At 62.6% G+C, this 13,119-nt stretch carries 14 protein-coding genes; 3 read left to right on the top strand and 11 right to left on the bottom strand.

From position 1 onward, the window contains the following. Nucleotides 1–18 precede the first annotated feature (18 nt). Nucleotides 19–279, bottom strand: coding sequence for a glutaredoxin 3 (grxC, locus tag C7A17_RS12590; protein ID WP_106738355.1), 261 nt, complete (start codon nucleotides 277–279; stop codon nucleotides 19–21). A gap of 1 nt (nucleotide 280) precedes the next feature. Then, nucleotides 281–694: a rhodanese-like domain-containing protein gene (locus C7A17_RS12585; RefSeq protein WP_106738354.1), complete on the bottom strand. Its 414-nt coding sequence runs from the start codon at nucleotides 692–694 to the stop codon at nucleotides 281–283. 147 nt (nucleotides 695–841) lie between these two features. Here C7A17_RS12585 and gpmI point away from each other — a divergent pair, with 147 nt between their 5' ends. The 3 genes from gpmI to C7A17_RS12570 all read left to right on the top strand — a co-directional run bounded on the left by gpmI (nucleotide 842) and on the right by C7A17_RS12570 (nucleotide 5,125). Next, nucleotides 842–2,377: a 2,3-bisphosphoglycerate-independent phosphoglycerate mutase gene (gpmI, locus tag C7A17_RS12580; RefSeq protein WP_106738353.1), complete on the top strand. Its 1,536-nt coding sequence runs from the start codon at nucleotides 842–844 to the stop codon at nucleotides 2,375–2,377. Between the two features lie 179 nt (nucleotides 2,378–2,556). Further along, nucleotides 2,557–3,786, top strand: coding sequence for a murein hydrolase activator EnvC family protein (locus C7A17_RS12575; RefSeq protein WP_106738352.1), 1,230 nt, complete (start codon nucleotides 2,557–2,559; stop codon nucleotides 3,784–3,786). A gap of 28 nt (nucleotides 3,787–3,814) precedes the next feature. Then, entirely contained in the window at nucleotides 3,815–5,125 is a 1,311-nt protein-coding gene (locus C7A17_RS12570) for a S41 family peptidase (RefSeq protein WP_106738351.1), read from the top strand. A 156-nt stretch (nucleotides 5,126–5,281) separates the two neighbouring features. Here C7A17_RS12570 and C7A17_RS12565 read toward each other — a convergent pair whose 3' ends face one another. The 9 genes from C7A17_RS12565 to C7A17_RS12525 all read right to left on the bottom strand — a co-directional run bounded on the left by C7A17_RS12565 (nucleotide 5,282) and on the right by C7A17_RS12525 (nucleotide 12,891). Next, nucleotides 5,282–6,037, bottom strand: coding sequence for a substrate-binding periplasmic protein (locus tag C7A17_RS12565; protein ID WP_106738350.1), 756 nt, complete (start codon nucleotides 6,035–6,037; stop codon nucleotides 5,282–5,284). Nucleotides 6,038–6,175: 138 nt separating this feature from the next. Then, nucleotides 6,176–6,931, bottom strand: a complete 756-nt coding sequence (locus tag C7A17_RS12560; RefSeq protein ID WP_106738349.1) for a substrate-binding periplasmic protein — start codon at nucleotides 6,929–6,931, stop codon at nucleotides 6,176–6,178. A gap of 83 nt (nucleotides 6,932–7,014) precedes the next feature. Beyond that, nucleotides 7,015–7,749: a substrate-binding periplasmic protein gene (locus tag C7A17_RS12555; protein ID WP_106738348.1), complete on the bottom strand. Its 735-nt coding sequence runs from the start codon at nucleotides 7,747–7,749 to the stop codon at nucleotides 7,015–7,017. 216 nt (nucleotides 7,750–7,965) lie between these two features. After that, nucleotides 7,966–8,724: an imidazole glycerol phosphate synthase subunit HisF gene (gene hisF / locus C7A17_RS12550; protein WP_106738347.1), complete on the bottom strand. Its 759-nt coding sequence runs from the start codon at nucleotides 8,722–8,724 to the stop codon at nucleotides 7,966–7,968. 72 nt (nucleotides 8,725–8,796) lie between these two features. Beyond that, nucleotides 8,797–9,534: a 1-(5-phosphoribosyl)-5-[(5-phosphoribosylamino)methylideneamino]imidazole-4-carboxamide isomerase gene (gene hisA / locus C7A17_RS12545; RefSeq protein WP_106738346.1), complete on the bottom strand. Its 738-nt coding sequence runs from the start codon at nucleotides 9,532–9,534 to the stop codon at nucleotides 8,797–8,799. Between the two features lie 38 nt (nucleotides 9,535–9,572). Next, a complete protein-coding gene (locus C7A17_RS12540; RefSeq protein WP_106738345.1) occupies nucleotides 9,573–9,827 on the bottom strand; it encodes a DUF2164 domain-containing protein in 255 nt (84 codons plus the stop codon). Next, nucleotides 9,827–10,465: an imidazole glycerol phosphate synthase subunit HisH gene (hisH, locus tag C7A17_RS12535; protein ID WP_106738344.1), complete on the bottom strand. Its 639-nt coding sequence runs from the start codon at nucleotides 10,463–10,465 to the stop codon at nucleotides 9,827–9,829. Before hisH ends, C7A17_RS12540 begins: the two co-directional genes overlap by 1 nt. Then, nucleotides 10,465–11,058, bottom strand: a complete 594-nt coding sequence (hisB, locus tag C7A17_RS12530; RefSeq protein WP_106738343.1) for an imidazoleglycerol-phosphate dehydratase HisB — start codon at nucleotides 11,056–11,058, stop codon at nucleotides 10,465–10,467. Before hisB ends, hisH begins: the two co-directional genes overlap by 1 nt. 177 nt (nucleotides 11,059–11,235) lie before the next feature. Beyond that, entirely contained in the window at nucleotides 11,236–12,891 is a 1,656-nt protein-coding gene (locus tag C7A17_RS12525) for an OFA family MFS transporter (protein ID WP_106738342.1), read from the bottom strand. Nucleotides 12,892–13,119 lie beyond the last annotated feature (228 nt).

The following is a 13,119-nucleotide window of genomic DNA, read 5'->3' as shown; positions in this document are numbered from 1 at the left end:
TTCCTTAACGTTACGGTTTCAAGCGGGGCTCTGCAGCAGTGCGTCGAGCTTGCCGGCGCGCTCCAGGGCGTAGAGGTCGTCACAGCCGCCCACATGGGTGCTGCCGATCCAGATTTGTGGCACCGAGGTGCGGCCTGCCTTGCGGGTCATCTCCGCGCGCATGGCTGGCTGGCCATCGACGCGAATTTCCTCGTAATCCACCCCTTTGCTCACCAGCAATTGCTTGGCACGGATGCAGTAGGGGCACCAGTCGCTGGAATAGATGACCACACCAGCCATGTCACTTCACCAGTGGCAGGTTGTCGCCACGCCAGGTGGCGATACCACCGGACAGCTTCGCGGCGGTGTAGCCGGCCTTCTTCAGTTCGCGGGCGATGCTGCCGGCATGCTGGCCCATGGCATCGACCACCACGATGGTCTTGGCCTTGTGCTTTTCCAGCTCGGCGATACGCGCAGCCACCTTGTCGTAGGGGATGTGCAGCGAATCGACGATATGCCCGGCGGAGTAGTCCTTCTGTGCACGCACGTCGAGCACCACGCCCTTATCGCTGTTGACCAGTGCAGTCAGCTCACGGCTGGACAAGCTCTGGCCACCCTTGCGCAGCTCGGTGACGATCAGCAGCACCAGCAGGACGACGAACAATCCACTCAGTACATAGTGGTTAATGACGAATTCAATCAGGTTGGCGAACATCTATAAGGCCCAGGACGGTAAAATGCCGGCCAGTATACACAGGCCCACAGGTCGGCCAAACCCCGTCTGGCAGTGACGTGCCAGGCACTTGCCCCTAAAATGCCGGGCTGTTTCATTGCCCCCTCAGACGCAGAGCGAGCCAGCTTCATGAGCGCCACGCCAAAACCCTTGGTTCTGATCATCCTCGACGGCTTCGGTCACAGCGACACCCCCGAGTACAACGCCATCTATGCCGCCGACACGCCAGTCTACGACCGCCTGCGCGCCAACTACCCGCACGGCCTGATTTCCGGTAGCGGCATGGACGTCGGCCTGCCCGACGGGCAGATGGGCAACTCCGAAGTCGGCCACATGAACCTCGGTGCCGGCCGCGTGGTGTACCAGGATTTCACCCGCGTGACCAAAGCCATCCGCGATGGCGAGTTCTTCGAGAACGCCACGATCAACCAGGCCGTGGACAAAGCGGTCGCCGGTGGCAAGGCCGTACACATCCTCGGCCTGCTCTCCGATGGCGGTGTGCACAGCCACCAGGATCACCTGGTCGCCATGGCCGAACTGGCCGCCAAGCGTGGCGCCGAGAAAATCTACCTGCATGCCTTCCTCGACGGCCGCGACACCCCGCCGAAAAGCGCGCAAAGCTCCATCGAACTGCTCGACGCCACCTTCGCCCGTCTCGGCAAGGGCCGCATCGCCAGCCTGATTGGCCGCTACTTCGCCATGGATCGCGACAACCGCTGGGATCGCGTGCAGCAGGCCTACGAGCTGATCGTCGACGGCGCCGGCCAGTTCAACGCAGCCACCGCAGTCGCCGGCCTGGAAGCGGCCTACGCCCGCGGCGAGAGCGACGAATTCGTCAAGGCCACCACCATCGGCGCTCCGGTGCAGGTGGAAGACGGCGACGCCGTGGTGTTCATGAACTTCCGCGCCGACCGCGCCCGCGAACTGACCCGCACCTTCGTCGAGCCTGACTTCAAGGAATTCGAGCGCAAGCGCGTGGCGCAACTGGCCGGCTTCGTCATGCTTACCCAGTACTCGGCGAGCATCAAAGCGCCCAGCGCCTTCGCCCCGGAAGCCCTGACCAACGTGCTCGGCGAATACCTGGCGAAGAACGGCAAGACCCAGCTGCGCATCGCCGAAACCGAGAAATACGCCCACGTCACCTTCTTCTTCTCTGGCGGCCGCGAAGAGCCGTTCGAAGGCGAAGAACGCATCCTCATTCCTTCGCCGAACGTCGCCACCTACGACCTGCAGCCGGAAATGAGCGCACCGGAAGTCACCGACAAGATCGTCGATGCCATCGAAAACCAGCGCTATGACGTGATCATCGTCAACTACGCCAACGGTGACATGGTCGGCCACACCGGCGTGTTCGAGGCCGCGGTCAAGGCCGTGGAAACCCTCGACACCTGCGTCGGCCGCATCGTCGCGGCGCTGGACAAGGTCGGTGGCGAAGCGCTGATCACCGCCGACCACGGCAACGTCGAGCAGATGGAAGACGAGTGCACCGGCCAGGCACACACCGCGCACACCTGCGAACCGGTGCCCTTCATCTACGTTGGCAAGCGCCCGGCGCGCGTCCGCGAAGGCGGCGTGCTGGCCGACGTGGCACCGACCCTGCTGATGCTGATGGGCCTGCCGCAACCAGCCGAGATGACGGGTAAGACCATCGTCGAGCTGCAATAAGGCGGCAGGCCAAAGGCGTAGAGCGTACTGGGAGCACAGCGAACAGTACGCTCTACGCCTGAGCCACGCTGTACTGCCTTCGGCGGGTACAGCCTACGCCCGCTCATACTGCAGCCTGTAGCCGCTTTTTTAGGCATACTAGGCGCCATTCGCTACCCCGTTCAGGTACCGCCTCGCCCATGCTTCGCATCCTTGCCCTGCTCCTGCTCAGCAGCCTGATCGCTCCGGCTATCGCCGATCAGCGTGCCGATACCCAGCGCCAGCTGGAGGCCGCGCGCCAGGATGTGGTCGAGCTGAAAAAGCTGCTGGAAAAGCTGCAGCAGGAAAAGTCCGGCGTGCAGCAGCAGTTGAAGAAGACCGAGACGGAAATGGGCGACCTGGAAAGCCAGGTCAAGGAACTGCAGCGCGAGCTCAAGGGCAGCGAGCAGGAAATCCAGCGCCTGGATCAGGAGAAAAAAAAACTCCAGGGCGCACGCACTGAACAGCAGCGACTGATCGCCATCCAGGCGCGCGCGGCCTACCAAAGCGGCCGACAAGAGTACGTCAAGCTGCTGCTCAACCAGCAGAACCCGGAAAAATTCTCGCGCACCCTCACCTACTACGACTACCTCAGCCAGGCCCGTCTCGATCAGCTTGCAGCATTCAACGAGACCCTGCGCCAACTGGCCAACGTCGAGCAGGAAATCACCAGCCATCAGGCCCAGCTACAGGCGCAGAAGGCCGGCCTGGATGAGCGCCACGCCAAGCTCGCCGAGGCGCGCAAGGAGCGCCAGCAGGCGCTGGCCAAGCTCAACAATGAATTTGCCAATCGCGATCAACGCCTCAAGGCCCGTCAGCAGGAACAGGCTGACCTGGGTCGCGTACTGAAGACCATCGAGGAAACCCTGGCGCGCCAGGCACGCGAAGCGGAAGAGGCGCGCAAACGCGAGCTGGCCGCTCGCCAAGCGCGACCAAGTGGTCAGCCCAGCGGCCCTCAGGTTACCTCCGGAGCCACCTATGGCGGGCCTTTCGCCAGTGCGCGAGGCAAGTTGCCGTGGCCGGTCGATGGCCGATTGGTAGCACGCTACGGAACACCTCGCGGCGGCGACGCTCGTACTAAATGGGACGGTGTACTGATCGGTGCACCGGCCGGCAGTCAGGTACGCGCCGTGCATGGTGGTCGCGTGGTATTCGCCGACTGGTTGCGTGGCGCCGGTCTGTTGGTCATTCTCGACCATGGCAACGGTTACCTGAGCCTGTACGGCCATAACCAAAGTCTGCTCAAGAGTGCGGGCGACCTGGTCAAGGCCGGCGAGCCCATTGCCACCGTTGGCAACAGCGGTGGCCAGGAAACATCGGCACTGTACTTCGCCATTCGCCAGAACGGTCGCCCGAGTGATCCGGCACAGTGGTGCCGCGCGCAGGGATAAGCGCTTTATCCATTTAGGAGTTGTCTTCATGTCCCATCGCTTTCGCCCCACCTGCCTGGCTCTGGCCCTCGGCCTGCTGCTCGGCGTCCCCGCCCTGCAGGCTGCAGAGCCTGCACCCGCGCCGGCGGCGAGCAGCAAGGCACCGCTGCCGCTGGATGACCTGCGCACCTTCGCCGAGGTGATGGATCGCATCAAGGCAGCCTATGTCGAGCCCGTGAGCGACAAGACCCTGCTGGAGAACGCCATCAAGGGCATGCTCAGCAACCTCGACCCGCATTCGGCCTATCTGGAGCCGGAGGCCTTCCTCGAACTGCAGGAAAGCACCAGCGGCGAATTTGGCGGCTTGGGCATCGAAGTGGGCATGGAAGACGGTTTCATCAAGGTCGTCTCGCCCATCGACGACACCCCCGCCTCGCAGGCCGGCATCCAGCCGGGCGACCTGATCGTGAAAATCGACGGCCAGCCGACCAAGGGCCTGTCGATGATGGAAGCCGTGGACAAGATGCGCGGCAAGGCCGGCAGCAAGATCGAGCTGACCCTGGTGCGCGACGGCGGTCGCCCCTTCGACCTGACCCTGACCCGTGCGGTGATCAAGGTACGCAGCGTGAAGAGCCAGATGCTCGAGGATGGCTACGGCTATCTGCGTATCTCGCAGTTCCAGGTCAACACCGGCGAAGAGGTGGGCAAGGCGCTGACCAAGCTGCGTCAGGAGAACGGCAACAAGAAGCTGCGCGGTCTGGTCATGGATCTGCGCAACAACCCGGGCGGCGTGCTCCAGGCTGCCGTGGAAGTGGCCGACCACTTCCTCAAGAGTGGCCTGATCGTCTACACCGAAGGACGCCTGGCCAACTCCGAACTGCGCTTCAACGCCGACCCGGCCGATGCCAGCGAAGGCGTACCGCTGGTGGTGCTGATCAACGGCGGTAGCGCCTCGGCTTCGGAAATCGTCGCTGGCGCCCTGCAAGATCACAAACGCGCCGTACTGATGGGCACCGACAGCTTCGGCAAGGGCTCGGTACAAACTGTGCTGCCGCTGAACAACGATCGCGCCCTGAAGCTGACCACCGCGCTGTACTTCACCCCCAATGGCCGCTCGATCCAGGCTCAGGGCATCATCCCGGACATCGAGGTGGCGCGCGCCAAGGTCACCCGCGAACAGGACAGCGAGGGCATCAAGGAAGCCGACCTGCAGGGGCATCTGGGTAACGGCAACGGCGGCGCAGATCGCCCGAGCAAAGGCGCACAGGCTGCACGCACCGAACGTCCACAGGATGACGACTATCAACTGAGCCAGGCGCTGAACCTGCTCAAAGGCTTGAGCGTCACCCGCGGCAACTGAGCCCACTCGGCGATACGAAAGAGCCCGGACAACTGTCCGGGCTTTTTCTTTGGTGAAGCCCTGTACCGCGCCGCCTCTCATCGCCCGTAGGGTGAGCCGTGCGCACCGAAGCCGGCACCAGCGTCACAGCTGGTGCGCATAGCGCACCCTACGGTTTTACAGGTAGTTCTCGGTAATGTCGTCGATGAAGCCTTCGCTGCGCAGCTCGTCCAGGGCTTTCTGCAGACGCTCGACGACCTCGTCCGGGGTGTCCTTGTTCAGCGCCAGATAAAGCTCGGCATCGTTGAAACGCAGTACGGTGTTGAGACCGCTGACGTCTTCCTGTTTGGCCAGGTAACGGCCAACCGGATCGGTAGTGGCCCACAGGTCGATCTGCCCACGCACCAGTTTCTTCACGTTCTCCTGGTCACGCAGGGCGTTGATCGGCTCCAGGCCCTGGCTCTCTAGGTGCTGGCTGACCGCATCGTTCTTGTAGGCACCGACGCGGTACTTGGCCGCGTCCTGCAGGCCCGACACCTTGATGTCGCTACCCGGTGCGGCGAGCAACACCCAGCCGGTCTTGGCCAGCGGGCCGACCCACTTGAACAGCGGCTTGCGCTCCTCAGTGTAGGTGGTGGAGAACAGGCCGTAGTTGGGCTTGTCCAGGGTCAGGCGATAGAGGCGATCCCAGGGAAAGCGCAGGGTCAGGGTGTAGTCGATGCCGGCACGCTTGAACATCTCGCGCACGATATCGGCACTGATGCCGTCGATGCCGTCATCACGGGCGAAGTTCTTGTCGTCCACCGCCATGTTGAAGGGCGGGAAATTCTCGGTCAGCAGCACCACCTTGTAGTCGGACGGCAGCTCCGCATGGGCGAAGCCGGAGGCGAGGAACAGGGCGACGAACAGGCTTTTCTTCAGAGTTTTCAGCATAAGACGTACCGCTCGCATGATTTGTGGTTATGGCTAGCGGCATCCTTGCATGGGCCCGAGCCCGGTCATTGGCACTCAGCGGCTTTGCCATCCATGGCGTGCGCCCGGCTCGTGGCCGGACGCAGGGTTCGTCGGCGCTTACAGGTATTTGTTGAGCGTGGCGTCAACGAAACCTTCGGCACGCATCTGATCCAGCGCCGCCTGTAGCTTGGCGACGATCTCGTCGGGCATGTCCTTGTTCAGCGCCAGATACAGCTCGGCGCTGTCGAAACGCAGCACCGTTTTCAATCCCGTGATGCCGTCCTGCTTGGCCAGGTAGCGCCCGGCTGGGTCACCGGTGGCCCAGAGGTCGATCTGGCCGGCCAGCAGCTTGCGGGCATTTTCCTGGTCACGCAGCGAGGTACCGTGCTCCACACCCTTGTCGGTCAGGTATTCGGAAATGGCATCGCCCTTGTAGGCACCAATGCGGTATTGCCTGGCTTCGTCTAGGTTACCCAGATTGATCGGGCTGTCGCCCTTGGCCAACATCACCCAATCATCCGGGCCGATTGGCCCCACCCACTTGAACAACGCTTCGCGCTCGGGAAGACGAGCGGTGACGAATACACCATAGCCCGGTTTTTCCAGCGCCAGCTTGTAGATGCGATCCCACGGAAAACGCAGGGTCAGGTTGTACTTGACCCCGGCGCGCTTGAACATTTCCTTGACGATATCCACAGCAATGCCATCGATATTGTCTTCTTGAGCGAAGTTCTTGCCATTGCTCGCCATGTTGTATGGCGGAAAATTTTCGGTCAGCAGAACCACGGTGTAGTTCGGATCCACTTCGGCGCGCGCAGCACCAGCCAGCACCACAAGAGTGCCGCCCAGCGCGAGTAGCAGGCGTTTGAACATGGCATTTCTCTTTTATGAAAAGGCAGACTCCATCAGGATAACCGCCATACCCTCCACGGCCCAGCGGTTACTGGCAGTCTGCCTCAATAGCGAATCTCGATGCTCTTCAACGCACCCTCGGCCCGTAGTGCATCCAATGCTTGCTGCAACTTCTGCACCAGCTCGTCAGGCGTTTGCAGATTGAGGGCGAGATACAGGTCAGCCGTGTGCAGATGCTGCACGACCTTGAGGTTCTCGATACCCTCCTGTCGCGCAACAAAGCGGCCAGCCTGGCTGGACGTCACCCAGAAGTCGATCTGGCCACGCTCGAGTTTGCGCAGGTTCTCGGTATCGCGCAGTGCCGTCTGCACCTCCAGGCCCTTGTCGAGCAGGAACTGGGTCTTGGCATCACCCTTGTAGCCACCGATGCGATAACGCCCGGCGTCTTGCAGAGTCGCCAGCTGGATCGAATTGTCGCCCTTGGCGAACAGCACCCAGTCGTTCTGGGCAATTGGCCCCACCCACTTGAACAGCTTCTCGCGCTCGGCGGTTCGCGCCGTGGAGAATAGCCCGTAGCCCGGCTCATCCAGCGTCTGCTGATAGACGCGCTGCCAGGGGAAACGCAGGATCAGCTGGCAGTCGACCTGCGCCCGCTCGCACACCGCACGTAAGATGTCTGCGCTCATCCCGGTGACATTGTCGTCGCGTGCGAAGTTGTTGCCGTTGGCTGACATGTTGAACGGCGGCAGGTTCTCCGTGAGCAGTACCAGCGGTTCTGCCCGGGCAAGGCCCAGACCGCAGGTGAGGGCCAGGATGGTCACGAATCGAAGAAGGAACATGAAGACTCCGTGTCGAAAATGTTCGGCAAAAGGTGCCCATCCGCCGAGGGCAGAAGGCTTGGGGTTGGAAAATGGCGGGCAATGCTAGCCGCATCGCTGGCACTTTGCCGTCGACTCGCCCGCAGCTTTGACCGAAGGGCTCCGGTCAGCAGGTTTTTTCGCTGGGGAGGTGGCCGCCGCTTCGAACCGTGCAGGCGGCCCGAAGCGGCAAACAGATCAGCGCACGACGATACCGCGGCTGGCCAGGTAGGCCTTGGCCTCCGGCACGGTGTACTCGCCGAAGTGGAAGATACTCGCTGCGAGCACCGCATCGGCCTTGCCGTCGATGATGCCGTCGGCCAGGTGCTGCAGGTTGCCGACGCCACCGGAGGCGATCACCGGGATGCATACGGTCTCGCTGATGGCGCGGGTCACGCCCAGGTCGTAACCGCTCTTCACGCCGTCCTGATCCATGCTGGTCAGAAGGATCTCGCCGGCGCCAAGGTCTTCCATCTTCTTCGCCCAGGCCACGGCATCCAGGCCGGTTGGCTTGCGCCCGCCATGGGTGAAGATTTCCCAGCGCCCCGGCGCTACGCGCTTGGCGTCGATGGCGACGACGATGCACTGCGAACCGAAGCGCGCAGCCGCCTCGCCAACGAACTCGGGGTTGAACACCGCGGCGGTGTTGATCGACACCTTGTCGGCACCGGCGTTGAGCAGGTTACGGATGTCCTGCACGGTACGCACGCCGCCACCGACGGTGAGCGGGATGAATACCTGGCTGGCCATGCGTTCGACGGTATGCAGTGTGGTGTCGCGGCCGTCGACGCTGGCGGTGATGTCGAGGAAGGTGATCTCGTCGGCACCCTGCTCATCGTAGCGACGGGCGATTTCCACCGGATCGCCGGCATCGCGGATGTTCTCGAACTTGACGCCCTTGACCACGCGGCCATTGTCCACGTCGAGGCAAGGAATGATGCGTTTGGCCAGTGCCATGTCGACTTCTCTCGTAGGGTGCGCCGCGCGCACCGATAAACCGTCAGCAGTGCGCACCGCGCACCCTACCCATTACCCCTTGAAGCTATCGCAGAAGGCCTGCGCCTCGGCCACATCCAGGGTGCCTTCGTAGATGGCACGACCGGTGATGGCGCCGACGATGCCGGGCGAACGCGCCAGCAGCAGCTTCTCGATATCACCCAGGTTGTGGATGCCGCCGGAAGCGATCACCGGGATGCGGCTGGCAGCGGCCAGGGCGGCGGTGGCTTCGACGTTGCAGCCCTGCATCATGCCGTCTTTGGCGATGTCGGTATAAACGATTGCCGAGACGCCATCGGCCTCGAAACGCTTGGCCAGGTCGGTGGCCTGCACGCTGGACACTTCGGCCCAGCCGTCGGTGGCGACGAAACCGTCCTTGGCGTCCAGGCCAACGATGACCTTGCCGGGGAAGGCCTTGCACGCCTCGGTGACGAACTCGGGCTCTTTGACGGCCTTGGTGCCGATGATCACGTAGCTGACGCCAGCGCGCACGTAGTGCTCGATGGTTTCCAGGGTGCGGATGCCACCGCCGATCTGGATCGGCAGGGTCGGGTAGCGCTTGGCGATGGCGGTCACCACTTCGCCGTTGACCGGCTGGCCTTCGAAGGCGCCGTTCAGATCGACCAGGTGCAGACGACGGCAGCCGCCCTCGACCCATTTGGCCGCCATGCTCACCGGGTCATCGGAGAACACGGTGGAATCTTCCATGCGGCCCTGGCGCAGACGCACGCAGGCACCGTCCTTCAGATCGATAGCGGGGATAATCAGCATCGGTTGAACCTGCTCAAGTCTTGAAAACGGAAAAAGGGTCAGCTCTTTTCGAGCGCCCATAGGTCGCTCTCGATGCTTTCGAACCTGTCTTTCAGGTGCGCCTGCACGTCGAGAATCGCCTTGTTGTAATAGTGCGGTGCCAGCTCGCGGGTGATCAGGTCGAGCACTTCCTGCACCTCAAAGGTGCCCAGTTCCAGCTCGAAGCGCTCATCGAGAAAACGCTGCAACAGCAATAGCGCGGCCTGCTCCTGGGCAGGCTCCAGCGCCAGGCTCGGCACCTTGGCGCGAGCCATTACCAGCGCCCGTCCCAGGCGGCGAAGTTCTGCAGCAACTGCAGGCCATGGGTATGGCTCTTCTCCGGGTGGAACTGCACGGCGAAGCGCGAACCTTCGGCCAGCGCGGCGGCGAAGTCCTTGCCGTAGTGGCCACGGCCGACCACCTGCTGGGCCTTGCCGGCCTCGATGTAGTAGCTGTGCACAAAGTAGAAGCGCGCATGGTCGGGGATGTCGTGCCACAACGGGTGCTTCACCGCCTGACTCACCTCGTTCCAGCCCATGTGCGGCACCTTGAGGCGCTCGCCGTCCTCACTCAAATCCTTGCCGAAGAAACGCACCTGGCCGGGGAACAGGCCGATGCAATCGACACCATCGTTCTCCTCGCTGCGCTCCAGCAGGGCCTGCATGCCGACGCAGATACCGAGGAACGGGCGGTCGGCGCTGACTTCACGCACCAGTTCGTCGAAGCCCAGGCGCTTGATCTCGGCCATGCAGTCGCGGATCGCGCCAACGCCAGGAAATACCACGCGATCCGCCTCACGGATCACCTTGGCGTCGCTGGTTACCAACACCCGGCCAGCACCGACGTGTTCGAGCGCCTTGGCCACCGAGTGCAGGTTGCCCATGCCGTAATCGATGACGGCTACGGTCTGCATTACAGGGTGCCCTTGGTCGACGGCATCTGCCCAGCCATGCGCGGGTCGAGTTCGACGGCCATGCGCAGCGCGCGGCCAAAGGCCTTGAACACGGTCTCGATCTGGTGGTGGGTGTTCACCCCACGCAGGTTGTCGATGTGCAGGCTGACCTGGGCGTGATTGACGAAGCCCTGGAAGAATTCCTGAAACAGGTCGACATCGAAGCCACCGACCACGGCGCGAGTGAACGGCACGTGCATTTGCAGGCCCGGACGGCCGGAAAAGTCGATCACCACGCGCGACAGCGCTTCGTCCAGCGGCACGTAGGAATGGCCGTAACGGGTCATGCCCTTCTTGTCACCGACAGCCTTGGCGAAGGCCTGGCCGAGGGTGATGCCGACGTCCTCGACGGTGTGGTGGTCGTCGATGTGCAGGTCGCCCTTGCAGTAGATGTCCAGGTCGATCAGGCCATGACGGGCGATCTGGTCGAGCATGTGCTCGAGAAAGGGCACGCCAATATCGAACTTGGCCTTACCGGTGCCATCCAGATTGATCGAGACCTTGATCTGGGTCTCCAGGGTGTTGCGCTCGACGGATGCCGTACGTTCGGCCATCACCAGCTCCACGAAATTGCCAACGGAAAAAGGCCAGCATTATAGGCGTGGCGGGGCGTGAACGGCTACCGGCGACGGTCGGATCGAGTGGCTATCGCCAGCATCAGGCCACTCTATAAAGAGAAAAGCCCGCCGGCACATGCGTGCGGGCGGGCTTTTTTCAGCAGATAGACCTGATTAGAACAGCACCAGCGTCTTCTGCAGCGTGACCCAAACACCCCAAGCCAGCGGGATACCGACGACCAGCCAGGCCGCAGCCACGATCGGCTTGCTTGCCGGATCAGCAGCCCATTCCAGCTCGGCAGCAGCCGGAGCCGACTTCTCGCCATGGGCGCGCTCGGCGGCCAGCTCGGCTTCGGTCATGAAGTACTTCGGCGCCACCGGACGCACCAGGGCGTTGCAGATGAAGCCCAGCACCAGCATGCCAGCGAGGATGTACAGGGTGATGTCGTAAGCCGCGGCCTTCTCCACACCGATGCTCAGTTGGTACTCGCGCAGGTAGTTGACCAGCACCGGGCCCAGCACGCCGGCAGCAGCCCAGGCGGTCAGCAGACGGCCATGGATCGCGCCGACCATCTGCGTACCGAACAGGTCAGCCAGGTAGGCCGGCACCGTGGCGAAACCACCACCGTACATCGACAGGATCACGCAGAACGCCAACACGAATAGCGCCAGGCTGCCCAGGTGACCAAGCATCGGCACCGAGGCGTAGAGCGCGAAGCCCAGGCCGAAGAACACGAAGTAAGTGCCCTTGCGACCGATGAAGTCAGAGCAGGAGGCCCAGAAGAAGCGGCCACCGATGTTGAACAGGCTCAGCAGGCCAGTGAAGCCGGCTGCGATGGCAGCAATTTCCACCAGTTGCGCAGAGCTCAGCTCGTTGAACGACAGGTCAACGCCGATCAGCTTGCCAGCGAAGACTTCCTGCAGCAGCGGAGAAGCCATGCCGATGATGCCGATACCGGCCGACACGTTCAGGCACAGCACGGCCCAGACCAGCCAGAATTGCGGGGTCTTCCACGCGGTGTTCACGTGGACGTGGCCCTTGGTGATCATCGCGTTGTTGGCCTTGGCTGCCGGAGCGGTCCAGCCCGCCGGTTTCCAGCCGGTCGGCGGTACGCGGTAGGACAGCGCGCCACCGATCATGAAGACGAAGTAGATCACCGCCATGACCACGAAGCTCTGCCAGACACCGACGCTGGTTTCGCTGGAGAAGTGGCTCATCAGCAGCGCCGCCAGCGGCGCACCGACCATCGCACCGCCACCGAAACCCATGATCGCCATACCGGTGGCCATGCCACGACGGTCCGGGAACCACTTGATCAGCGTCGACACCGGGGAGATGTAGCCCAGGCCCAGGCCGATACCGCCGATCACCCCGGAGCCCAGCCACATCAGCCAGATCTGGTGGGTGTAGATACCCAGTGCGGAAATCAGCAGACCACCACACCAGCACAGTGCGGAAACCACGCCGGCCTTGCGCGGGCCTGCGTGTTCCAGCCAGCCACCCCAGATCGCGGCAGAGCAACCGAGGAAGACGAAGAACAGGGTGTAGATCCAGCCAAGCATGGAAATCTGCCAGTCGCAGTTGCTGGCGAAGATCTGCTCGAAGAAACCGATATCAGGCGCACAGGCGACGGCGGTGTCGATGCCGATAGCCTTCGACAGCGGCAGCCAGAACACGGAGAAACCGTAGGCCATCCCGATGCAGAGGTGGATGGCGAGAGCGGCAGGCGGAACAAGCCAGCGGTTGAAGCCGGGTCGCGCGATGATGCGTTCCTTGGACAGGAATGCAGGCTTAGCCGCAGCGCCGTCCAATGCAAAGGCGTCAGTCATAGGAATGTCTCTTTTTATGGTTACGTGCAAGCAAAGGCGACCGCGACAACTCGCTGCAGCCAAAGTTTGCAGAGAGTAGCACCAGGACGCGACAAAACGTCGCGCAAGAGCAGTTTTTTTCATGGTTATCGGCAATTTTTTTGAGGTTTGAGCAATAACCAAAAGACCCCCTCTATCGACTGATAGAGGCCGTCGATTCAAACCAGGATTTTCCACCGAAAGCGGCCC

It is taken from the genome of Pseudomonas mendocina (assembly GCF_003008615.1).
GTDB lineage: Bacteria > Pseudomonadota > Gammaproteobacteria > Pseudomonadales > Pseudomonadaceae > Aquipseudomonas > Aquipseudomonas mendocina_C.
The sequence above is the reverse complement of the archived record's forward strand: the minus strand, read 5'-3'. Positions and strand labels throughout refer to the sequence as shown.

Coding starts and splice junctions, on each gene's coding strand:
- grxC (WP_106738355.1), bottom strand. CDS start 279: ATGGCTGGTGTGGTCATCTATTCCAGCGACTGGTGCCCCTACTGCATC.
- C7A17_RS12585 (WP_106738354.1), bottom strand. CDS start 694: ATGTTCGCCAACCTGATTGAATTCGTCATTAACCACTATGTACTGAGT.
- gpmI (WP_106738353.1), top strand. CDS start 842: ATGAGCGCCACGCCAAAACCCTTGGTTCTGATCATCCTCGACGGCTTC.
- C7A17_RS12575 (WP_106738352.1), top strand. CDS start 2,557: ATGCTTCGCATCCTTGCCCTGCTCCTGCTCAGCAGCCTGATCGCTCCG.
- C7A17_RS12570 (WP_106738351.1), top strand. CDS start 3,815: ATGTCCCATCGCTTTCGCCCCACCTGCCTGGCTCTGGCCCTCGGCCTG.
- C7A17_RS12565 (WP_106738350.1), bottom strand. CDS start 6,037: ATGCTGAAAACTCTGAAGAAAAGCCTGTTCGTCGCCCTGTTCCTCGCC.
- C7A17_RS12560 (WP_106738349.1), bottom strand. CDS start 6,931: ATGTTCAAACGCCTGCTACTCGCGCTGGGCGGCACTCTTGTGGTGCTG.
- C7A17_RS12555 (WP_106738348.1), bottom strand. CDS start 7,749: ATGTTCCTTCTTCGATTCGTGACCATCCTGGCCCTCACCTGCGGTCTG.
- hisF (WP_106738347.1), bottom strand. CDS start 8,724: ATGGCACTGGCCAAACGCATCATTCCTTGCCTCGACGTGGACAATGGC.
- hisA (WP_106738346.1), bottom strand. CDS start 9,534: ATGCTGATTATCCCCGCTATCGATCTGAAGGACGGTGCCTGCGTGCGT.
- C7A17_RS12540 (WP_106738345.1), bottom strand. CDS start 9,827: ATGGCTCGCGCCAAGGTGCCGAGCCTGGCGCTGGAGCCTGCCCAGGAG.
- hisH (WP_106738344.1), bottom strand. CDS start 10,465: ATGCAGACCGTAGCCGTCATCGATTACGGCATGGGCAACCTGCACTCG.
- hisB (WP_106738343.1), bottom strand. CDS start 11,058: ATGGCCGAACGTACGGCATCCGTCGAGCGCAACACCCTGGAGACCCAG.
- C7A17_RS12525 (WP_106738342.1), bottom strand. CDS start 12,891: ATGACTGACGCCTTTGCATTGGACGGCGCTGCGGCTAAGCCTGCATTC.